Origin of the sequence: Prevotella sp. LCP21S3_D2 (assembly GCF_052118345.1) — a bacterium.
GTDB lineage: Bacteria > Bacteroidota > Bacteroidia > Bacteroidales > Bacteroidaceae > Prevotella.
The window spans coordinates 40,789-63,452 of sequence record NZ_JBQKHJ010000012.1 but is presented as its reverse complement, the minus strand read 5'-3'; the positions used below and the strand labels follow the sequence as shown (position 1 = coordinate 63,452).

Below are 22,664 nucleotides of genomic sequence, written 5' to 3'. Positions count from 1 at the left end.
TGATTGAAATTAAAACTTATTGCAACGCTCGAAGAAGTTGATAGCTTCCAACTCTTTCTTCATTGCCTGCTCTTCCTCATCGGTCATGTTGCGGAATGGAGTACGGTTTGGCCCCAAATCGAAGCCCATCAGCTTCATGATACGCTTACCGCCCACGATGTTACCACGGTAGTGGCAGATCACGTTGATAACCTCCTGAGCGAAGTTCTGCTTCTCGCGTGCAGTCTCGATGTCGCCGTTCTTCCAAGCATCGATGATACCAACCAGTTCCTTACCATTGTAGTTGGTTGTTCCGCCGATGCCACCCTGTGCACCGCCCTGAGCCAAGCTAGGGAGGATGGTCTCATCCTGACCGTGGAGCATATCGTACTTGCCATCCTTGTAGAGGCGGCACTGGTTATACTCGTAGAGACTCTCGAAGGTATATTTGATACCAGCGAAGTTAGGAATGCGTCCATCTACAGCCTTCAGCAAGTCGAGCATTGGCAGGTAAGCGCCATTGAATGCAGGAATGTGGTAGTAGTAGAAAGGAAGCTCTGGTGCTGCAGAAGCAATCTCCTCGCAATACTTCACCAGTTCCTCGATGCGACCGATATGTGGAAATGGAGGAGCCATTGAACCGATACCCCAAACACCCAACTTCTGAGCATGCTCTGCAAGGCGACGACTCTCACGGAGGCAGCAGCTGCCCACATGAACGATAATCTTGAAGTCCTTTGGAGCCACCGCTACCCATCTCTCGGCGAGAAGCATTCTCTCCTCGGTGGTCAGCATGTAACCCTCACCAGAAGAGCCGTTGATGAACACGCCCTTCAGACCATTTTTCTGAAGCATCTTGGCATAAGCCTCGATAGGTTCCAAGTTCACATCACCGTTGGCATAAAAAGGAGTGAACGGTGCATCAATGAGTCCAATGATTTTTTCCATAATCAAAAATATTTTATACGTTAATTATATGATTCTTAATTCTTTATTCTAAATGATCTGCCGTTGGCAGATGCTTTCGATTTATTCCAGATTATCTGTCTTTGGTTTCAGGCAGACAAGCTGGAGTGTCAGTGCAGCTATCACCACGATGCCGAGTACGGCGAAGGCAAAGCCCAGGTTGCCGCCATCAGAGCACTTACCCATCACCTGTGTAACCATGGCTCCGGCAAATACGCCCACCATATTCATGATACCGTATGCTGTGGCTCTGTACTTTGCCGAGATAATCTGGCAGAGGATTGGCATATTGTTGGCATCAAACATACCGAAACCGATACCGAAGAGCAAGCCTGCTCCTACGATGGCTACCAGACTGTGACCGAAGCCGAGGAGGAAGAGCGCAGGAATGGTCATACCCAAACCGATGGCACTGGTATAGACACGGCCACGGATGTTCTTCTGTACCCACTTGTCTGAAAGCACACCTCCGAAAAGTACACCATGCAATGAAGATACGGCGATGGTGATGGTTGACATCGGACCCGCCTGCGACATTGGGATGCCCAAATTCTCAGCAAACAAGGTAGGGAGCCAGTTCTTGGTTGCCCAACCTGGGAGAGAAGGTACTGCAAAATAGAAGAGGATAACCCAGAATGCCCAGGTAGAAAATACTACCGACAAACCCTGGAACAGTCCACCCTTGGCAGGTTTTGCCTGTTGCACAGGAGCTACATTCACCGCATCCTTATCCTTATCATGCAACAAAAGGAGCAACACTACAGAATAAGCGATTCCGAGAATTCCGAACCAGTGGAAAGTAGTGTGCCAAGAGAAGGCAGCAGCCACTGTAGCACCAAATCCTCCGATAGCCTGACCCACATACAAACCTGTCATGTGAACGCCGATGGCTAGAGATCTTGATTTGCCCTCATGCCAATCGGCAATCAGCGACAAAGCAGAAGGAATGTAGAGGGCTTCACTGATACCCATCAAAGCTCTGAGCATGTAGAGCTGGTTGAAACTGGAAGCATAACCCATCAGGTAAGTCACAAGAGACCAGACGAAGAGGCTGCCTACTACTAATTTTTTACGGCTGATTCTATCTGCCACGATTCCGGCGAATGGACTCACGATACCATACACCCAAAGAAAAACTGCCATCAAAGCTCCAAAAGCTTCAGCTTGCTGCAACTCCACGATGTCTGCCTTCATTTCCGCCTGCATGGTGGAAAGCATCTGGCGGTCCATATAGTTGAGGAGAGCCACTACCCAAAGGAGAGCTACAACCAACCAAGGATAAAACTTTTTATTTTTCATTACTCGACTGTTAGTTTTGTTATTCGGGTGCAAATATACAACAAAATTAATTATCTGCCAAATTTCAATAAACTTATTTTCATTATTATCATTAAATAAATTAGTTTAATTATTTATTATATCCTTTTTCTACATAATACCTTATTATATATATAAAAAGAGAGCTTGTGTAATCCAAAAACTATTAAAAGGCAGGAAATCAATCCAAAGTAGCTCGGAAGCAAGGTAAAAACAGCAAGAAAAAGACTAAAATATCATTTTCTTTTAAATATTTAGATTAATTAACTTAGAAATATTAATAAAACGAATTTATTTATTTAACTTTGCAGCATAAAATAATTAATTAAGAGATCTCTATATGTTAAAAGACATCATCAATCATAAAAAATGGTCTGCGTCAAAGTCTGCCCTCCTCAACCAATTCATTGAACACGGTGGGCAAACTATTGCTGAGCTCTCCAAGAATTTGGGGGTCAGCGTTCCATATACCACCAAGACACTGAACGAACTCATCGAAATCGGGTTGGTGCAAACGACAGGCAAAAGAGACAACTATTCTAAGAGAGCGCCTAAGATATACGACCTTATCGCTACCTCTGGATATTTTCTCGGAATAGATTCCGGAAAAGATAATCTCACCTTCGGCATCTGCGACTTCTGCGGCAATATGATTGCAGACCCGGTAAAGATTGACATTGACTATAAAGACAACTTGGAATGCTTCGAAACCTTCATTAAATCCATCAACAGCTTTGTTGAAAAATCGGGCATTGACAAAAGCCAGATCAAGAATGCCTGCATGAGCATTGGAGGACGAGTGAATCCGGAAATAGGCTGTGCCTATAATTACTTCTCCTGCCTGGGAAAACCTTTGGCTGAGACAATGTCTGAAAAACTCGGACTTCCTTTCTGTATTGACAACGACACCCGATGCATGACATACGGAGAAAGTCTCAAGGGAGTTTGCAAGGGAATCAAGAACGTAGTCTTCGTCAATGTGAGCTGGGGCATCGGCATCGGAATCATCATCGACGGCAAACTGTACCAGGGCAAGTCGGGCTTCTCGGGAGAAATCGGTCACATGCACATATATAATAATGACATCATCTGCCACTGCGGAAAAACAGGATGCATGGAAACTGAAACATCAGGCTCTGCACTGCTCCGAAAGATGAACCAGAAGCTGCAGGAAGGAGGAACCTCCGTGCTCACCGACAAGGTGATGAAACTGCACCAGGAACTCACCCTCCAGGACATACTGGATGCCATCCAGAAGGAAGACGTGCTCAGCATCGAATCACTGCAGAGAATGGCTGTGGAGCTGGGAACAAATCTCGCAGGAATCATCAACACCTTCAATCCGGAAATGCTCGTCATCGGAGGCGACCTCTCAGTTACCGGTGACTATCTTACCCAGCCTATCTGCATGGGTATCAAGAAATTCTCACTCAATATGGTTAGTGAAGACTCACAAATCGTAACATCTGCCTTAAAAGACCATGCAGGACTGATAGGAGCCTGCCTCATGGCAAGAAGCAAAATATTACAAGGACATTCTTAAGAAAGAAAGAAATAACTATTCAACTATTCATTACACAATTTAAACATGATGAAACAAAACGAGAAACCGTTTGTTATCGCCCTCGACCTGGGTGGAACGAATTCAGTGTTCGGCATCGTTGACAGTAGCGGAGAAATCAAAGCATCTACCTCTATCAAGACACAAGCCTATACAACAGTAGAAGAGTATGTCGCTGCTTCATGCCAGGCAGTGATGACTATCGTAGAAGAAACAGGTGGCATGGAGAACATCAAGGCAATGGGAATAGGAGCTCCTAGCGCCAACTACTATCGAGGAACGATAGAGAATGCAGCCAACCTGGTTTGGGGCAAGGGAATCGTACCTCTGGCAAAGCTCTTCGAGGATAAGCTCGGTGTTCCAGTAGCTCTCACCAACGATGCCAACGCTGCTGCGCTCGGCGAGAAATGGTATGGTGTGGCACAGGGCATGAACAACTTCGTAGAAATCACCCTGGGTACAGGTGTAGGCTCCGGCATTGTTGTCAACGGTCAGTTGCTCTACGGATGCGATGGCTTCGCAGGAGAATTGGGTCACATGATTGTGACACCGGTAAACGGACGTCCTTGCGGATGTGGAAGAAGTGGATGTCTGGAGACATACTGCTCTGCAACAGGAGTGGTAAGAACAGCCAAGGAAATGCTTGCCAACAATCCTGACACAACTTCCAGCCTTAAGAACATTCCTCTTGACAAGCTTACCTCTCTGGATATCTACAATGAGGCTATGAAGCAGGACGAGCTCGCTCTGCAGATTTTCAAACAGACCGGTGAAATGATCGGTGAGGCATGTGCCAATGTTGCTACCGTACTCAGCCCTGAAGCATTCATCTTCTTCGGAGGTCTGGCTAATGCAGGCGACCTGCTGATGAATCCTATCAAGGAAGCATACGAAAAGCACGTACTAAGTCTGTATCAGGGTAAGGCTAAGTTCCTTATCAGCGGACTGAAGGGTGCATCGGCTGCCGTCTTGGGAGCATCAGCCATGGCTTGGGAAATATAATCAACATTTAAATAAAAACAACCAAAAAACATTTTGCAATTATGCGCGTAATTATCGAAAAGAATTACGATGAGTTGTCACGTTGGGCAGCTCGTCACGTTGTGGAGACTATCAAGGCTTTCCACCCAACAGCAGAGAAACCATTCGTATTGGGTTTGCCTACAGGTTCTTCACCAATGGGTATGTATGCTGAAATCGTCAAGGCTGTCAAGGCTGGCGAAGTTTCTTTCAAGCATGTACTCACCTTCAACATGGACGAATACGTAGGTCTTCCAGAGTCTCACCCAGAGAGCTACCATTCATTTATGGCTCGCAACCTCTTCGATCACATCGACTGCCCTAAGGAGAACATCCATATCCTGAACGGCAACGCTGAGAACCTGGAGGAAGAGTGTGCACACTATGAGCAGATGATTGCTGAGGCTGGCGGCATCGACCTTTTCATCGGAGGTATCGGTCCTGATGGCCACATCGCTTTCAACGAGCCTTTCTCTTCACTCAACTCTCTTACCCGTGTGAAGACTTTGACAACTGATACCCGTATCGCTAACTCCCGTTTCTTCGACGGCGATATGAACAAGGTTCCTAGCACAGCGCTCACCGTAGGTGTTGGCACTGTTATGGCTGCAAAGGAAGTGATGATTCTCTGCAACGGCCACAGCAAGGCACGTGCTCTCCAGGCTGCTATCGAGGGTCCTGTTACCCAGGCTTGGACTATCAGTGCTTTGCAGACTCACAAGCACGGCATCATCGTTTGCGATGAGAGCGCTACCGACGAATTGAAGGTTAGTACTTACAAGTACTTCAAGGATATCGAGAAAGACAATCTGTAAAAAACAGATAGTATCTGAATTCATACATTGTACAAGAAAAAAAGGTTGGCGTCCTTCTGCTGAGAGGCAGGAGGGCGTTTTTTGTTGAGAAGAGCTTTTTCTTTGAGATGTTTTTTATTGAGATAGGCTTTTTATTGAGCAAAAGCTTGGAAAATAGTAAGAAAAGCCGTACCTTTGCAAACAAAAAAGCAAAACTACGGATATGAAAAGAATCAAAATGCCACTATTGGCAAGAATCATCATTGCCATCCTGCTGGGCGTAGTCTTCGGCAATTTCTTCAATGAAGCAGCCGTCAGAGCGTTTCTCACCTTCAACGGAATCTTCAGCCAGTTTCTTGGCTTCATGATACCGCTCATTATCATCGGTCTCGTAACACCAGCCATTGCCGATATCGGACATGGAGCCGGAAAACTCCTCCTTGCCACCGTGGGCATCGCCTTTGCCGATACCATCCTGGCAGGTCTACTAGCCTATGGCACAGGCTCTGCTCTCTTTCCACACATGATTGCCAACTCGGCCCATGTGGCAGTAGACAAAGTGGAAGAACTCAAACCCTTCTTCGAAATCAAGATACCTGCCATGGTAGATGTGATGAGTGCCCTCGTATTCTCGTTCATCGCCGGACTGGGCATTGCCCATAAAGGCAGCCGCACCATGCAAAAGATATTCCAGGAATTCAAGGAAATCGTTTCCGGTGTCATCGCCAAAGTCATCATCCCCCTCCTCCCCCTTTACATCTTCGGCATTTTCCTGGGCATGACTTTCTCGGGCGAAGCATACCATATTCTGCTCGTCTTCGCTCAGATTATCCTCGTGATTCTCGTGCTCCATATCGTGATATTACTTTACGAATACCTGTTGGCAGGCGGCTTGACCCATAAGAATCCGTTCAAGCTGCTGCTCAATATGTTACCAGCCTACTTCACAGCACTGGGCACCTCCTCATCGGCAGCCACTATCCCGGTAACATTGAAGCAGACCTTGAAAAACGGTGTCACCGATGGCATTGCCGGATTCACCATTCCGCTCTGTGCCACCATCCATCTCTCGGGTTCAATGATGAAGATTACCTGCTGTGCGCTAACCATCTGTCTCATCAATGGTATGCCGTGCAATCTCCCTCTCTTTCTCAATTTCATCTTCGTGCTCGCCATCTGCATGGTAGCTGCTCCGGGAGTTCCGGGAGGAGCCGTGATGGCAGCGCTCGGTCCGCTAGCCTCTGTTTTGGGTTTCAATGCTGATATGCAGGCGCTTATGATAGCCCTCTATATTGCGATGGACAGTTTCGGCACCGCCTGCAATGTAACGGGCGATGGTGCCATTGCCGTAGTTGTGGATAAGATATTCAGAAAGGATCAATAAAAAATAAAAAGGTGTGTCATTAGTCCATGACACACCTTTTTTATTTTATCATCTTGAAAACTTAGAATTTAATCCAGGTCAGCTTCTTCCATATTCCCTCGAAAGGACCGTGGGAGTGATACTTGAGCCAGAGGTTAGAGAACAGACATTGTACTACCACCATGGCGATGCCCACAAAGAAGGCGTAGGTGATGCCGAGCTTCGTCTGAAGATTGAAACCATAATAGGCAAACAGTCCGCAACCGATGATAGACTGGAGGAAGTAGTTGGTCAGACTCATCTTACCAAACTGGCGCAGGAACGACAATCCCTTTCTGAACCATTCCTTACCGTACCACAGCAATACGAAACCTGAAACTACAAACGAGAGGATGAAGAAGTTGTAGATAGGATAAAGCCAACTGTTCCATGTTTCCATATGGCGCACATCAGCGATGCCTCCCACAATCAATACCAGGATGGAAACCGCCAGCACCTTTTTCCACAAAGCCAGGTTGTTGTTCTCATTGTAGAACCAACGCTTTCTTCCCACCAGCATTCCGAGTATGAAGAGGCAGATGGTCTGCGTATGTCTTCCCTTCATCATGCACCAGTAATAGGTAGCCACCTGTCCGTATCGCAGGTTTCCATAGGCATTCTCCAGGAAACTGCCGTGCTGATGACCATGATACATATTTCCATACACCTCTCCCAATGCCGATGCATCTACCTGCCATCCGGTAATGAGGGAATAGATTTCTATCGGTTGGATAAAGAGGAAGGCAACCACCCACCAGAGCCATTTGGTAGGAAGATAGCTCAATGGGATGAGAACCAGACCATAGATGGCATAAGAGAAGAGAATGTCGCCATCGAAAAAGGCGGTGTTCACAATACCGAGCATTGCCAGGAGGAACATTCGCCAGGCGAATCTACCCGAAAAGCAATTTCCTCGCTGCTGCTGGTTATCGTTCATGATGAAGAAACTCAATCCGAAAAGCAGGGCAAAAATGCCATACATCTTTCCCGACAGCAGCAATGCCAGCACATCTGCCATCCAATCATCACACCCCAACGTATAAGCATGCGCTATACTTCCGTCATACATATTGAAATGCTCCACGGAGTGATAGAGAATAATACCAGCCACTGCCAATCCTCGCAAGGCATCAGCCACGTCAATACGGCTGTTTTTCAATCCTAATGTCTTGTAAAAATTCATTTCGATTTTGTAAGTTAGTTATTATTAGCCCACAAAGGTATAACATTTTGTTGGAAAAAGCGAATAAATCAGCCTTTTCCTAAGTTATTCGTCAGAAAAAGTGTGGGAATTTGTTGATTATTCGTTAGAAAAAGTGTGGAGTTCTTGCGATTATTCATCAGAAAAAATGCAAATTAACACAAAATTATTTAACGAATAAAAGCTTCGATTCTGACATATCCGTCAGAACCGAAGTGCAAGCCAATCATCAAACTTCACGTTCTGGAAGGTATGGATGCCCAGCTTCTCGGCAGCCTCGCAGTTTTCCTTCAGATCATCGATGAAAAGGGTTTCGTCGGGATGGATGTTCGCCTGCCTGATTACCTCCTCATAGATGTGGGCATCAGGTTTTGCAAGATGCATTCGCTGAGAGAGGAAACAGTGCTCGAAATAATCCTCTACCCCATAGTTCTGATAAGGGAAGAGATGCTCCACGCAATAATCCCAATGCACATCAATGGTATTACTCAGGAGGAAGAGACGATAGCCAGCCTTCTTCAACTGCAGGAGTCGTTCCTTTTTCTCATCAGGAATCTCCACCAGCATCTTGTTGGCAGCATCGATGATTTCTTCATTCGTCACATCAGTCCCAGTCAACTCGCGGGCTGCATCGCAGAACGCTTCGGTGGTAATCATTCCCACACCCAGTTTGCTCATCAGCTTCATCCCCTCACTCTGAGGATTCGGATTAGCCAACTCCCCCATTCCTATCGCCTTGAAAGCCCCGATGCATCCTTCCGGATTGAGTTTCACCAAGACATTACCTAAATCGAATATGATATTCTTGTATTGCATAATCTATATCTTTTATTCTATTTTTATATGATTTTCTGAATAATCATCTGTGCATTGGCATAGAAAGGCACATCCGTCTTACCCAAAATCGTGGCAGGAAGGGTGGCCATTTCCTGTAGATTATCCATCGGAACCAGCACCGTCTTGGCTCCATTCTCTGATAGTAATGATACCCTATCAGAGAAATTGGTAGCCCTGACTATCGCTCCACCAATAGAAATGTTACCGATGATGCCCAGCGCAGGCTTCAGGTTTCTGCCAAATACCGATGATACGATGGCGGCAAATACTGCCGAGCCGATACCGCCCACCTGCGTGGTTCCCAGCAATGCCGTCACCTGCACCGTTACATCCAGCCGCATCAGCGAATGTTTCTGCGAGAGAATACTGCTCTCGTTGGCACGGATATAGTTATAGGTGTTGCGGATGTCTTCCTTCACCTCAGCAGAAGAAGTGCCGCTCACCGCCAACTTGCCATTGCCCTGCATGGTGATCACCTCAACCTTAATCAGCGATACCTTGTCGCCATCGCTGGTTGCCGTATAGCAGGTGCCTGGAGCCAAAGGTGCATCTTCTATCAGGTTGCTGCCACGTTCCTCCGGCACGGAAACAAAGGTTTCCTCCTGGGTCTCCTTGTCTATATAAGAGAAATTGGTATCCCAAAACTCCATGCCACCGATGCGCTTCAACTGTTCCTTTACTCTTCGGCGCATCTCTATCGCCCAGCTAAGATACTTGCTGATGTCTTCCTTGGTGAAGTTGCCATCTGGGTGCATCAGCTTGATAAGGGCAGACACCGTCTTTCTCACCGGTTTGGTATCACGCTGTCTCAGCTGTGAACCCAAGGTGAAATAATCGTCCAGCGCATTGGTATAGTTGTCCTTACGCAGATGATGCAGCATTTCGCTGAAAAAATCGGTACTGAAACCGATATGGTTGGTGAAATTGGCTGGAGCAAACTTCATGATTTCCCATCCCGGCAGGAAGAAACCGATACGGTCCAGAAAGGCCGTATCATCGCTGATCTTGTCTGAGAAAGGACTAAACAGATGGCTCGTCTGCAACACCGTCTCCACTGGCTGGTTGATGTTACCATTCAGAATGATGGAGGCATTGGCCGATTTCTCGCCACTCTTACCGGCACGCGAGAACGATCCACTCTCCATGTAGTCTTTCATCAGCGGCACCACTTCCCTATCCTTAAACAGTTCATCGGTAGATTCATCGAAACAGACCGCATCCCATTTGCCCATGGCACCAATCTGACCATTGCTGTTGTTCACAAACAGAGAGGCAGCAGTACCCTGTCCGCCACTCACCAGCATGGAATAAGGAGACAACTCCTTAAACACGAAAGATTTACCCGAACTGCGTGGACCCAGTTCCGCCATATTGAAATTGGGCTCCACCAAAGGGATAAAGCGAGAAAGCAGAAGCATCTTCATGCGCTCCGTCATTCCCTCCGATTCCGGTTCATAGCCTCCACTTCTCAACAGCACGTTCAGCCACTCTTCGTTGGTAAATTCCCTGCGGGCTTCCACAATGCGGTCGAGGCTGAAATTAGAAAGCTGGATAGGACGAATCTTGGATACCACGAAAGGATAAATCTTGTTGCCTATCATCATGCTCGAATCATAGTCGATGTCGATGATAGCCCAGATGCCACCCATCATCATCTTCTCGTGCTGGATAACCAGACTCTCGTCGATATTCGCCTCACGGATATTGAGGTTAGAAAGTTCTGCCCAATATTTATCTTTCGATGCATCCAGACGGACGGAAATCTTGTCAATCACCTTGTAGGAACCTTCCTCCTTGATTTTCGACTGAACCACATTCGCCTCATCCGGATTCACATAATGTTTCTGGAGCACACGTTTCACGCTCTCCACTCCCTCCCTGATTTTTTCCTCATCGTCGGTACTGCAACTGTTGGCAAGCAGGTATTCCAATACGAATACAGGTACGTTGGCTCCCACCTTCACGGCACGGACGATGTCTTTTCTTACCACAAAGCCTTGGAACAAATCCAGGAGTTTTCTATCTAATTCTATCATTGTCTATCATGTTTTTGCCCTTTTACAGGCAACGTTTTAAAACAAGTCATCCAGGTCTCTTGATGATGCCGACTTCACCTCGCAGAAATCAATCTGCTCCTTGGTGGCTGCATCTACCAGAACCACCTTTATGTTTCCTGATGATGGCATTTCAAATTCATTATTGTCAAGCAGTTGCCCCGGTTTGATGGTAACAATCTGTGTCGATTTTTGCTGGCTTCCTTCATAGAGATGCAGTTCGATGCGGCGCTCCTGCTTGAAGACATCAGAAGATGATTCTGCCTGAATCTTCAACTTGAAGTATTGACCAGCCACATGCTGCAGTTCCTTCTTGTTGGCGATATTCACCTGCAGCGCCTCAACACCAGCATCCTTGCCAAACTCATAGATAGGAATGATGCATTCCTGCGGTGTAAAGCCACCATGTGCATAGCCGTAAGCTCCCTTGGTTACAAACGGCTTGTCGGTCTGTGCATAATACTGATAGGCTGATCCGCAGAAATCATCCTGTCGGGCTATCAGATTTACGGAAGAAGGAGTCAGCTGATCGTTAGCCAGACAGAATCGCTCATCCAGTTTCTGGATGTCACCATGCGGAGCTGGAATCTTGTCAGCCTCATCCAGGATGCCCGTAATAACGAAGCCGTGGTCGGCTGTTACATACACCTTGGCATATCCCATATCCAGCAGGTTCTCTATTTTTTCGGCTATCTCCTTCTCATAATTATTGATGTCCTTCAATGCCGCCAACTGCTTCTTCTCGCCCACCTGGTCTATATCACCATACATCAATACAAGATGCTGGGCGGTGATGCTACTGTTCAGTTTGTCTGCCTGTATCACCTCAACATCAGGCACCTGAGTCTTGAGATGGCCATAGCGGGTCTGTGCCGACAGTTCCACGCCTTCACAGCCAAACAAGGCACTCATGCCGTTTTCCGTAACGGATGGGAGCATGGCGAAGGCATAGTCGTTAGACTTCTTCGATTTGGCTTGCTGATAGATGGTTTCGGCGATTTCCAGTCGCAGGCCGTCGCATACCAGGATGGCGATTCTGCCCTTACCCGATAATTTCTCCTTCAGTAATCCTTGCTGCGAAGGCTGGTAATCCTTTGCCAAAGCAAACCATTTATCCAGGAGTTCCTTTTCTGCCTGCTCATAGAGATACTGGAAAGGGCGCAGCCATTTCTCATCGTGCAGCCAAGCTGCATAGAGATGGCGCACAGCCGTATCAAGTATCGCAAAATGAGCACGGTAATACGTGGCGAAATCCTGCAGGGATGCCACCTTGTAGAGTTCTCCGTTCTTGAACTCTACGATGGTCTTTACATCCTTGAGCCAGGCTGCCTTATAGCTTACAGCCTGTCTGCTCTGGATGCGGGCATCGATATACTGGGTATAGCCCGCCAGAAATTCTCCGTTTTCTATGGCATGGCTCAGGCGCTTGAACAGGGCATGGTCTAATGCCAGAAATGGATGGTCGGGATGAGCCTTCAGCGGATCAGCCTCCTTCAACCTGGTATATCGGGCGATGTAGTCTGCCATCATTGCATCCATATCATGCCTACTGGTACACCTGTGATAGATGGAGAGCAGGGAGGCTGAAATCTGATTGCTGACCAGACCATCAAAGATGGCATCCATCACGGTTTGAGCCAGCACCTCTGCAGGTTGTTCCGTCTGCGGTTTGCCTATCATAGCAAAGACTTCGGCAGTGAATATCTTCCATACATCCTTGTCCATGTTCTTGGCTGTAGATGCAGGTGCGGCCAGCAAATCCATCAGGAGCTTGTCGGTTTCCATCGGCTTGTTCAGCCCCATGGCTATGCCCTTCCACCAGTTCAGGCTTTTTCCCTTGCTCAACTTGGCAGCCACCAGCAATTCCGCCTTTGGCAACTGCGTATTGATCTGGATGGCATCAAACAAATGCTTGCGGATGTAAGTTTCCATATCATCAAGCACGATGCAACCTTGCGTCTCGGCATATTCGAGGAGGAAAGTCAGTTCTCCCTTGCTTCTCTGGGTATAAAACACCACTTTCTCGCCAGCATGATGAGTCTCCGCCTCATACTTCGCCTTGATTTCATCCAGGTCAGAGCTGGCTACAGGCAGCAGCACAAACTGAGAAGGAAGATAATTCAAGAGGAATTTTCCTTCTTTCCTGGCATCGGTCACTACGACTCGTCCCTCTCCTGCCGCAGCCTTGTTTATATCGTCAATGAACCATTTGTCTATCATTGTTATTTATTCTTTTTAGTTTTACCAATCTGCATTGAGATATTTCTTCAACTGTCCGCTATTGAGCACCTCGTAGCTCAGCAAGCCGGCTTTCTGCAGTGGGGCTATGTTCTTGCCCACACCGTCGTCGAGCTTCGGATCGTAGCCGCTGGCAAGGAGGGCATCTATCTTGTCGGCAAACTGATGTAGTTCCTGCAGCTGTTCCTTGATTTCGGCTGCCTCTATCTTGCCGTTTGCCGTGGTTGGGTCGATGGCGGCAAGGCGGTCGGAAAGACCGCTCTCCCGGTTGGCGAGATACACGCTCTTGATGCGGAAGAGGGTGTCTCGGCTCCAGGTGTAGATGCTTACATAGAGGTCGATGGCAGAATGACCGCTTGCCGGGTCACCACTGGTAAGATGCCAGATGAATGGTGTCTTTGGCAGATACATAAAGAGGTTGAGATGGTCGCTGAGCTGCTGGAAGAATTTTTCATACAGATACTTTCTCAAACTCTTGCCTGTACCCAAGTTCATGCAGAGCAACTGCTCTATCTGCGAGATTTGCGCCCCGCTATAACCTCGCTCCACCAGTTCCTGCTCAATGCGTACATCCAATGGCTCCTCACCCATACGTTCACAGAGTGGGATGACGCCATCGTCATCTTTCTTCAGGATGGCACGGATCACGTCGGTTATCAGCTCAAAGCAGAGGCTTTGGGTTCGCTGAGGCGGAAGCACCCCGGCATGGCGGAACTGATACCATGCTTCAATAGGGTTCATGCGATGGTTGTCGCTGTTGCAGAACTCTTCCCAGCCATAATTGTTCTGATAGAGCTTTTCGAAATCAGAGATTTGTGGCTGTTCGTTGTCGATGGCAAGGGAATCCAGATGCTCCCAAACTTCTGCTGAGGCTGGGAACTCGGTATTTTCTTCCTTCAGCCAAGCCTTGTATGCCTCCAGGGCTACCTGCGATACGCTCAAGTCACCCACAGGAATACCTTCCTTATCCAATACCATCTGGCGGTCGTGATCACTCAACTCATAGACATCGAAGACAATACGGTTGATGATTGCCTCGTTTAAGAGAATCTGAGTCAAGAGAGCATTCTCGTAATTGTAATAATGGGTGAGCTCAGACTCTGGGGATGAGGCTGGAGTGATTGGTGAGTGAGAGTAGTTCTGCTCTACGACAGAATAGGTGCAAAGATGCTTTTTGATATTAATATTTGATGATACTATTTTATTTATAACATCTTCAACTTCTTTCTCTGGTATAACAAATGGAATACGATTCAAATCCCCTTGAGTTGTATTAACTGTAGGATTTAGACATCCTAACATATAATTTGTTATATTACTATTTAATACAGCACAAACATATTTCCAAGAAATAGAACAAGAAGTCTTTACTGTTATAGACGGACCTCCACCACTAAACAAGTAGTTATCTGGTAGATATCTAAACGATGTTCCTTTAGACCCAGAACTACTATATGTGATTCCTTCTATAAAATAATAAGCTTGATTTCTTATAGCAGCTTTTGGAAAATGTTTCAAATCATAACCATCATTGCCCCAATCAACAACTAACCAGTTGTTTCCATACCATTTATTAAATGGACCGCCTTTTGAGAAAAATACCCATCTCTTTCCATCACCCTTAATTTCACAAATATCTTTAGGTGAAACCTCCCAATAGAACCTTTGATACTTTTCCTTATTAGAAACTGACATACCCTGAGAATTCTTCGCAAAAGTCTCTAAATCATCACTTCCAAATTTCTCTCTAAACTCATCAGAAATCCAATAGATAAAAGGCCATGACTTGATAGCCTTCAACTTATCTTGTGGAAGGAGATAGACATGCTTGTTCTCATTGCATACGACGATATCAGACAACGCTTCTAAGCAATATTGCTTCTTAAACTTTTCTTGCGGAGTTCTTGTATATTGGTCAAGAGAGACAAAAAGTGAATCATTCTTTTCAGACTTATCCTTCTCTAAAACATAAAAAGCAGAATCCACCATGACGCTACCAAAGAGATTACTCAATCCATATTCTACAAAGAGATTGATATGAGTCTGGTTAAGAATAAACTTGCGTACATCCTCAAACGTTTTGATATACATAAACGTCATAGGATGAATCATTCCCACCTTACCCAATTCATCCGTCAACTCGCAGCATCTCTTGATAAAGCAAGCATAGAGGTTGATGTTGAACTTCATCGGCTTCTTATAGTTAGCCTCAGCAAAAGCCTTCAGTTCTGGACCAAAGTCGCTGCTATCCGTATATGGCGGATTCGCCACTGCCACATCGAAAGACGTGGTAAGAATATCCAGGAAAGTCATGGCGTCATTCACCAATGAAAGGCTATAGGCATTGCTGCCCTCTCCACCCCACAGTTGCACCTGCTTGCGAAGCATTTCTATTGCCTGGTTCTTGAAAGAGAAGAAATCATGAATCTGATAGTCATTAAAAAGATTACGCTCCTGCTTAGGCATCATCGCCTCAATCTTTTCCTTCAATCGGAGCAACGATCCAAACTTATGGGCATTGCAGAGGTCATTCCAGATATCCTTAATCACCTCTCGCTGCTTTTCATCCCAATGCGCATCGCCCATTTCAAATGTAGCCTCAATCGTCTCATAATCAGGCAAGGAGAAATGAGAAGACACCACATTGCAATAAGTAGGCATCTTGCCACGACGCCCCTTCAGCTGCATCGCCTTGATAAACAGGGCTATCTGGGTAATCTGCACGGCACGCTCGTCCAAATCTACACCATAGAGATTGTGCTCTACGATGAGCTTCGGAATATCACGGCGACTGAAGTCGGCACCATAGTTCTCCATCTGATCTACATACATATCATAGAACACGGAGAAGGCATAAATAAGAAAGTTACCACTACCGCAGGCAGGGTCGATAAGTTTGATATCGAGCACCCCATTCTCCTTAGGATGGCGCACCTGCTGCTTCGGCGCATTGGCTATCAGATACTTGGTCTTGCCGGTTTCCTCATCAATCATGAAGCGGCTGTCAGGATACATCTCCAGATATTGCTTGCCCAGAGTATTATCTACCAGGAACTTGACTACCCACTGAGGAGTATATATCTGACTCTGGAGAAAAACCTTATCATATTCTATTTTCTCTCCACTCTCCTTGAGCTGCACCTTTTCTATGGCATTGAAGTTCTCATACATCCAGCCCAGGATATCATCCCCCTTCCAGATATCCTCGCCGCACTGCTCATCCAGTTCAATACTGTTGAAAGCCGTGATAATCTCGTCGAGTTCATCGGCAGTAGGCAGAATAGCGTAAGGATGGTCTGCCTTAAAGAGCGGAATACCGAAATCATCGAAGAGTTCAGCAAACTTATCTCTCAGGAAGTTTTTCAGTCCCATTCGTTCAGCAGATCTCTCCTCAGGGTGCTCTTCGAGCCACATCTTGTGCGAATAAGACAGATTGCCATGTTCTGCACGTCGGCGAATCACCTCAGGAAAGAGTTCACGGTCTTCCATCACCTTCACAGCCGCCAGTCGGTTGAAGAGTGTAAAGACACATTCCTTGATAGCCTCCTTTCGAGCCTCAGCATAATTGCCCATCGCAGCCTGGTGGGTAGCGATGATGGTATCGAGCACACGTCGTTTAGTCTGCTGCTCATCCGACAGCGTCTCCACCGGCATTGCCTCCTCCTGCAATCCCAGTCGAGAGAATCTATTGTCAATGGCCTGCTGAATGAGGCCTCTAATTTTCAGAACATGGTCTATCAGTTTCATATCTATTGTATTTTAAACTTTTCGAAATCTATTTAGTGCACAAAGATACATAAAATATGGGAAATAATTCAAAGAAAAAGATAGAAACTTAAAAAAGTGCGCAGAAACTTTTAGTTTCCACGCACTTTCATAGAAAATATTTAAGGTCTAAACCTTATTTTTTCATCTTCCAACTATGAATTCGCTTATCGATTTCATCTTTTGGCAAACGAGTATTAATATTCTTGAGAGCTTCCATCCTTTCAATGGCAGTCTCACTATCAATGATATCGTGCTCTAATAACTTTTCAAACAGGTAAAGAATTCCGTGGACTTCCACTTCATCCTTCTGCACAATTTTTCGGAGTTTACCATCTCCGGTTAAAAGAGAACAGCCCATATCTTTAGCCAGTTTCCACACGGAGCAATCCTGAATGCTTGCATTAGAAATTTTTGAAGCTTCCATGCGCATAACAGCCAGCTCAACCATTTCTTTCGAAGAATGCTTTTTTACAAGCAATCTTCCTTCCTCCTCAAAGACTCTTATAGCCTCTTGCTGCTCGGCAATCAACAACTCATGAATTATCATGTCTGTTGTATGGATTTCCCAAGGCAACTTGAAGAAGTCGGTAAGCAAATCCACGCTTATCAAGTCTATGAATATATTTGTATCACTTACGACTATCTTCTCCATTGGCTATATTACATTAACGGTATCACGAACAGTAGTAACTGAACACTTCAGCAAAGAAGCAGCTTTAGAAGCCGTAATCAATTGCTGTGCCAGCGCACTATAGACCATTGCCTTGAAACGAGAAACCTTTTTCGTCTGCAATTCGAGGAAACGCTCTTTATCAACATCTTTCCCAAAAGTTTCCTTTTCCACATTTTTACGGATTCTGAAGCTCTTATATCTTTTCTCCGTAACAATGCCCTTCTGGAAGAGTTTATACATGATAGCATCTATAGATATGCCATAGGTTTCCTGCAAAAAGATAAGTTCATTTAGAGATATCTTATTTTTGCCTTCAAGCGTTTTCGTTATGACAGATGTAGGCAACAACATTTCATTTGCGAAAGCATTGCACATATTTTCTATCTCGCGAGTACTTAATTTCTCTGAGAATTTATCATTAAACAATAAATGTCCAAGCTCATGCAATGCAGTAAATCTCTTACGCTCTGCCGTACCTATTTTACTGTTTAAGACAATTACAGGAAATTTCCCATTGATCATTCCACTCACGCCATCAAACCCATCAGGTCCTTCAGTTGTAATGAACTTAACCCCATTTGCCTCTAACATATCCTGTACATTAGCGATAGGGTCAGAACCTAACTGCCACTTATTGCGAACAAATTGTGCATACTTAACCATATCATTATAGCTCAGCAACACTTGTTCGCAAGGAATTCCTTCAAAAGAATCACCTTCATCACCCAAGATTTCTTCGATCTCAAGATAGCGTTCGATTTCATCCTGGATATTCACCTTTAATGCCTCGATATCTTTCGTTCCAACACTCGCTTTTTTGCGAAAAGAAACTTTCATTTCCTGTACATCAAATGCAAATGAACGGAAGAAATAATCTAAATCCACACGAAGTGCATCAGCCAAAGCTATGAGAATCGTGCTGGACGGCATCATCTTGGCAGCCTCGTATTTTGAGATTGCCTGCTTGGAAACTGAGCCATTTAGCAATCGGCTCAAAGCCTCCATAGAGATCTTTTCTTTTACTCTCGCCTGACGTAATCGCTTAGCGAAAGTTTCCATTTCGTTCAACATATTTCTAACTTTAACTATTTCTGTTGACAAAGGTACGAAATATTTCCTAATGTCAACCGATTCTCCATTAAAAAATGCAACTTGTTAACATTATATAACTATTTATTCCTCAAAATCAACCTCATCGTCCTTACCCATCTTACCCACAAGTATGAGTTGCTGCTGAAGCCAGCTACGATACTCAGCTACAGAGCATTTACCATGAGGCATCTTGGAGCGCATCTTATATACCTTTGGTTGAGGTACAGGCTGAGGTGCGGGTTGTGGCGGGATACCAGGAGCAGGATTTGGCTGAGGCACCGGATTTGGTTGAGGTTTTGGAGCTGGATTCGGGTTGGTGGTGTTGATTTCCATCTCCCAAATGTCCAGGTTTTGTGCATCATTCTTTACCTGCTGCAACTTATACTCCATATCTCTGAGCTGCATATTGATATTGCGGCAGCGGATGCTCCATCCATCGCCCAGACGGGCATCAATGGCAGTAAGCTTCTGATAGCTCTGCTCTAGTCCTTTCACCTTATTATATATAGACACATTCCACTCCTCTGGATAAGCACTACATTTCTGGCGCAAAGCATCAGCCCTGTTGAGCAGCTCTACACAAGCCTCTGAAAGCTGTTCGGCACTATGCTGCATCAGATGATAATAGAGGTCCTTGATTTCCTGGGTGGTCTGTCGCATCATCTGCGCATTGCGAACCAAGTCACTCTCACGAGCCTGACGCCAAAGGTCACGCTTCTGGTTGAAGGCGGTCATGTCACTGCCCGTCTTCTCCAGCTCATCCTTTACTTCGGCGATAAATTCTTTCTCATCCTCAATCTCATCAAACTGGGTATCGATGAAATGCAGGTCTTTCTGCACACGCTCCAAGGCTTTGATATACTCATCGGCTTCGTCAAGGAAGTCGTTCGCCATATTGAGATAGTTGGTATCCGTCACCGTCTTGTTGAAACGGTTGAAGATGGCACGTGCCTTGACCGATGTAGGGAACAAAGCCGCCATATCCTCATCACTCTCAATCTTGTCATAAACCATTTTTGACAAAGCCTTTGACAAGGTGCGGATGCAATCCACTATCTCGAAATCATTCTTGTTGTAATTAGGCTGATCCTCAGAAGGGAGAATCTTCTTATACTTACAGTCTTCCTTCAGAATGTCAACGATTTCCTGGCGATCCTTGTAAGAAAGCGATTGCAGTACAGCCTTGAAACTTGCCTTCTCAAAGATACGAACACTATCGAAGACCTTGCTGACACCTTCATCTGTGGCTGAATGAAAATCCTCGCCACCATACTTGACGATAATCTTGTTGCCACGAAGCAAGGCTGCAAGGGTGGTTACCACTACACCATAGGAATAACCCGTAGGAGGAGCCAGGAGGTCACGCTCCAGGTCAACACCCGTCTTGAACGACTTGCAGCGATTCAGAATTTCTGTAACCACAGCCAGATTATCACCAATAAACTTGCCTGATGTATCGAAGAACCGGAATTCTTCGGAAGGTCCGAAGAGCTTGGACAGTTTGGCAACAGGCACAGTTAATGCCTGCTTGGCAATGGAATCATCCAACGTAGCTGTTAAACGACGGGTATAGACATTGCCAGCCATTCTGCGCTCTACTCCCTCCAGTTCCTTGAGACAGTTTTCCTCAGTCAACTGGTAGGCATTATAGGCATAGACAATGGTTCCTTCCTGATAGGCACGGCGCACCAAGTCTTCCAGCTGTGTCTGCTTGTCGCCACGGGAATCAGTAATGGTACGCTGCACCTTCTTCTCCTCATCGGTAGAATAAGTCTTGGTGTCGATATAGTCTATGCGCAAGAGTTCTGCTGCCAAATCGAGAATCTGCTTGGCGTAGGTATTTGTCGGAATTATCGACATCACGCCTTTCTCGTCTTGGGTATCCTGCTTAATCTGTGCAATCACCTGTTCCCTATCCTCATAGAAAACATCATAGAGCACCACCTTCATATAGCGCTCTGTCTGGTTGGCAAAGTTCTCGCCATTACTGGTTTCCACACAGAAACTGTACTTCACCCCATCCAGCGTAAAGCCCTGTGCCGCCTTCACCAGGCGCAACTGCTTCATGCGGCTGATGATTTCAGCCTTCTGGCGATAGATAGGAATCTCGTACTTGCTCATATCGTCGATAATCTGCTGCTCTATCTGACTGGTGATGCGATACTGGTCGGCTGTCTGGAGAAGCACATTGTTCTCTACCAACAGAGCTACAGCACGCTTCACCTCGTCCAGAATCTCATAATACTGTTCCGGCCGGCGGGCATACGAACTGGTGATATTCTCTACCGTGGTACGTGCATCCGACTTGGCAAGGAAATAGATGACCTGCAAGAGCTGCTTGCCTTTCACGATTTTAAAACTGCCATCAGCCTGGATATGGTCTTCAGCCTGCTTGTAACGGATGCGAAGAGACTCTGGCACATTATCCATTGCCTGATTACAGAGTTCCACAGCCGAAACATGGGTATAAACCTCCTCCTCGGTCATTGACTCTTTCTTCAAGACATCGAACACCGACATCAGCATACCACGGGTACCAATCTGGCTGGTCACCGTATCGCGAGAACCAAAGAGGAAATACTGCAACATGGTAAACTGGTGCTCAAAGAAAGGATAGTAATCGGCATAAGTTTCACCATCCTTGGTAGCACTCAGGGCGAGTCCGGAAATATTTGTAACCGCCTGAATCATACCACTGTTCTTGGTGAAATATTTCTGGAGTTCCTGCTTGCCTGCATCGGTTTTGTCGAGCAGTCGCTTGCGGATAATCTTATCGATTTCTTCGGCAGCAATAGGGATACGGGTCTTGAATCGGGCTTCTACCTTGTTGAGCAGATGCAGGTTCAACCCAGCCGCATTGAGCACATCATTGAAAGCCTGCTGGGCGATACCCACCGTCCAGACACGGTTGCCCAGGGCTGAAAGTGATTCAGAGAGACCTTCCAGGTCGAGCAGGTTGATTTTCTTCTGGGTGATGGCTTCGCTCACCTCATCAATGAAGAAAACAATCTTTTCCTGAGGATGCTTATCCAGATAAAGGGAAAGATCCTCCTTCAGTTTATCGGCATCGTATGAACTGATACGTTCTTCCACCATAGCCTTGGTTTCCACGAAGTTTTCCTCGCCAATGATAGCACTAATCGCCTTCTTGAAAACAGGCACTGTGGTCATCATATTGCGGCGAAGATTCTGCCATTTCTTACCATTGTTCTGCTCTTCTACCTTCTGGAGGAAGGCAGCATATTGACCACCCAACAAAAGATGATATTCCATGAAACCAATCCAGTTGGCCATCAGACCCAGCGAGAGCAGGAACTGGCTCATCGCCATATGAGCTATGCCCTGCCTGTTATCTACCTTTGCAGAATCGAACAAAACTACCTGGTATTTCGACTTGGCAAGAGAATCTATCTGATTCCTGATAAAGTCCTCATTCTTGAGTCCCACCAGCTTATGGGAAAATCTCTCCCGGAAACTGGTACCTTGAATAGACGGGTTTTCTATCAGGAAGCCCAACATCTTGGCAAAGTAAGACTTACCCGAACCATAGAAACCACTGAGCCAGACACCCGTTTCCTTCATATCAGAGGTAAACTTGTCGAGAAAATCAGACAAGTGGGTAGCAAGACTCTCGGTAAGGATAAAGCCATCGAGTTCTTCCTTTACTTCATCCTCGCTCTGCAAATTGAGGTCGATTACATTCTTGATGTCATTGTCCAACTGGATGGACAGAATATCTTTGATTTTCATCTTTATTGTTAG

General features: G+C 46.0%; 14 protein-coding genes. 4 read left to right on the top strand and 10 right to left on the bottom strand.

The genetic code is table 11. From position 1 onward, the window contains the following. Positions 1-9: 9 nt before the first annotated feature. Both ACTQ16_RS09465 and ACTQ16_RS09460 read right to left on the bottom strand, forming a co-directional pair. Positions 10-927, bottom strand: coding sequence for a dihydrodipicolinate synthase family protein (locus ACTQ16_RS09465; protein ID WP_294969457.1), 918 nt, complete (start codon positions 925-927; stop codon positions 10-12). 81 nt (positions 928-1,008) lie between these two features. Further along, positions 1,009-2,244: an MFS transporter gene (locus tag ACTQ16_RS09460; RefSeq protein ID WP_441937171.1), complete on the bottom strand. Its 1,236-nt coding sequence runs from the start codon at positions 2,242-2,244 to the stop codon at positions 1,009-1,011. A 358-nt stretch (positions 2,245-2,602) separates the two neighbouring features. Here ACTQ16_RS09460 and ACTQ16_RS09455 point away from each other — a divergent pair, with 358 nt between their 5' ends. From ACTQ16_RS09455 to ACTQ16_RS09440, 4 genes are all read left to right on the top strand, one after another. After that, positions 2,603-3,805, top strand: coding sequence for an ROK family transcriptional regulator (locus ACTQ16_RS09455; protein WP_441937169.1), 1,203 nt, complete (start codon positions 2,603-2,605; stop codon positions 3,803-3,805). A 48-nt stretch (positions 3,806-3,853) separates the two neighbouring features. Next, positions 3,854-4,825: an ROK family protein gene (locus tag ACTQ16_RS09450; RefSeq protein ID WP_420377616.1), complete on the top strand. Its 972-nt coding sequence runs from the start codon at positions 3,854-3,856 to the stop codon at positions 4,823-4,825. 41 nt (positions 4,826-4,866) lie between these two features. Then, complete coding sequence (nagB, locus tag ACTQ16_RS09445) at positions 4,867-5,658, top strand: glucosamine-6-phosphate deaminase (RefSeq protein ID WP_153122475.1); 792 nt, start codon at positions 4,867-4,869, stop codon at positions 5,656-5,658. Positions 5,659-5,860: 202 nt separating this feature from the next. After that, positions 5,861-7,021, top strand: a complete 1,161-nt coding sequence (locus tag ACTQ16_RS09440; RefSeq protein ID WP_441937168.1) for a dicarboxylate/amino acid:cation symporter — start codon at positions 5,861-5,863, stop codon at positions 7,019-7,021. A 61-nt stretch (positions 7,022-7,082) separates the two neighbouring features. Here ACTQ16_RS09440 and ACTQ16_RS09435 read toward each other — a convergent pair whose 3' ends face one another. From ACTQ16_RS09435 to brxC, 8 genes are all read right to left on the bottom strand, one after another. Next, positions 7,083-8,222, bottom strand: coding sequence for a DUF418 domain-containing protein (locus ACTQ16_RS09435; protein WP_295345978.1), 1,140 nt, complete (start codon positions 8,220-8,222; stop codon positions 7,083-7,085). A gap of 222 nt (positions 8,223-8,444) precedes the next feature. Further along, positions 8,445-9,056: an HAD family hydrolase gene (locus ACTQ16_RS09430; RefSeq protein ID WP_441937166.1), complete on the bottom strand. Its 612-nt coding sequence runs from the start codon at positions 9,054-9,056 to the stop codon at positions 8,445-8,447. A 23-nt stretch (positions 9,057-9,079) separates the two neighbouring features. Next, positions 9,080-11,113 carry a protease Lon-related BREX system protein BrxL gene (gene brxL, locus ACTQ16_RS09425; protein ID WP_441937164.1) on the bottom strand — a complete coding sequence of 678 codons (2,034 nt, stop codon included), beginning with the start codon at positions 11,111-11,113 and terminating at the stop codon, positions 9,080-9,082. A 36-nt stretch (positions 11,114-11,149) separates the two neighbouring features. Continuing rightward, positions 11,150-13,351 (bottom strand): PglZ domain-containing protein, encoded by a 2,202-nt coding sequence (locus ACTQ16_RS09420; protein WP_441937163.1) that lies wholly within the window; start codon positions 13,349-13,351, stop codon positions 11,150-11,152. A 21-nt stretch (positions 13,352-13,372) separates the two neighbouring features. Further along, complete coding sequence (gene pglX / locus ACTQ16_RS09415; protein WP_441937162.1) at positions 13,373-17,116, bottom strand: BREX-1 system adenine-specific DNA-methyltransferase PglX; 3,744 nt, start codon at positions 17,114-17,116, stop codon at positions 13,373-13,375. Between the two features lie 154 nt (positions 17,117-17,270). Beyond that, positions 17,271-17,789: a hypothetical protein gene (locus tag ACTQ16_RS09410; RefSeq protein ID WP_441937160.1), complete on the bottom strand. Its 519-nt coding sequence runs from the start codon at positions 17,787-17,789 to the stop codon at positions 17,271-17,273. 3 nt (positions 17,790-17,792) lie between these two features. Further along, on the bottom strand, positions 17,793-18,881 hold the full coding sequence (locus tag ACTQ16_RS09405) for a helix-turn-helix domain-containing protein (protein WP_441937158.1): 1,089 nt from the start codon (positions 18,879-18,881) through the stop codon (positions 17,793-17,795). Between the two features lie 102 nt (positions 18,882-18,983). Then, positions 18,984-22,652, bottom strand: a complete 3,669-nt coding sequence (gene brxC / locus ACTQ16_RS09400; protein WP_441937157.1) for a BREX system P-loop protein BrxC — start codon at positions 22,650-22,652, stop codon at positions 18,984-18,986. Positions 22,653-22,664 lie beyond the last annotated feature (12 nt).

Excerpts from the sequence above, each read along its gene's own strand:
- ACTQ16_RS09465 (WP_294969457.1), bottom strand. The coding sequence starts at position 927 with ATGGAAAAAATCATTGGACTCATTGATGCACCGTTCACTCCTTTTTAT.
- ACTQ16_RS09460 (WP_441937171.1), bottom strand. The coding sequence starts at position 2,244 with ATGAAAAATAAAAAGTTTTATCCTTGGTTGGTTGTAGCTCTCCTTTGG.
- ACTQ16_RS09455 (WP_441937169.1), top strand. The coding sequence starts at position 2,603 with ATGTTAAAAGACATCATCAATCATAAAAAATGGTCTGCGTCAAAGTCT.
- ACTQ16_RS09450 (WP_420377616.1), top strand. The coding sequence starts at position 3,854 with ATGAAACAAAACGAGAAACCGTTTGTTATCGCCCTCGACCTGGGTGGA.
- nagB (WP_153122475.1), top strand. The coding sequence starts at position 4,867 with ATGCGCGTAATTATCGAAAAGAATTACGATGAGTTGTCACGTTGGGCA.
- ACTQ16_RS09440 (WP_441937168.1), top strand. The coding sequence starts at position 5,861 with ATGAAAAGAATCAAAATGCCACTATTGGCAAGAATCATCATTGCCATC.
- ACTQ16_RS09435 (WP_295345978.1), bottom strand. The coding sequence starts at position 8,222 with ATGAATTTTTACAAGACATTAGGATTGAAAAACAGCCGTATTGACGTG.
- ACTQ16_RS09430 (WP_441937166.1), bottom strand. The coding sequence starts at position 9,056 with ATGCAATACAAGAATATCATATTCGATTTAGGTAATGTCTTGGTGAAA.
- brxL (WP_441937164.1), bottom strand. The coding sequence starts at position 11,113 with ATGATAGAATTAGATAGAAAACTCCTGGATTTGTTCCAAGGCTTTGTG.
- ACTQ16_RS09420 (WP_441937163.1), bottom strand. The coding sequence starts at position 13,351 with ATGATAGACAAATGGTTCATTGACGATATAAACAAGGCTGCGGCAGGA.
- pglX (WP_441937162.1), bottom strand. The coding sequence starts at position 17,116 with ATGAAACTGATAGACCATGTTCTGAAAATTAGAGGCCTCATTCAGCAG.
- ACTQ16_RS09410 (WP_441937160.1), bottom strand. The coding sequence starts at position 17,789 with ATGGAGAAGATAGTCGTAAGTGATACAAATATATTCATAGACTTGATA.
- ACTQ16_RS09405 (WP_441937158.1), bottom strand. The coding sequence starts at position 18,881 with ATGTTGAACGAAATGGAAACTTTCGCTAAGCGATTACGTCAGGCGAGA.
- brxC (WP_441937157.1), bottom strand. The coding sequence starts at position 22,652 with ATGAAAATCAAAGATATTCTGTCCATCCAGTTGGACAATGACATCAAG.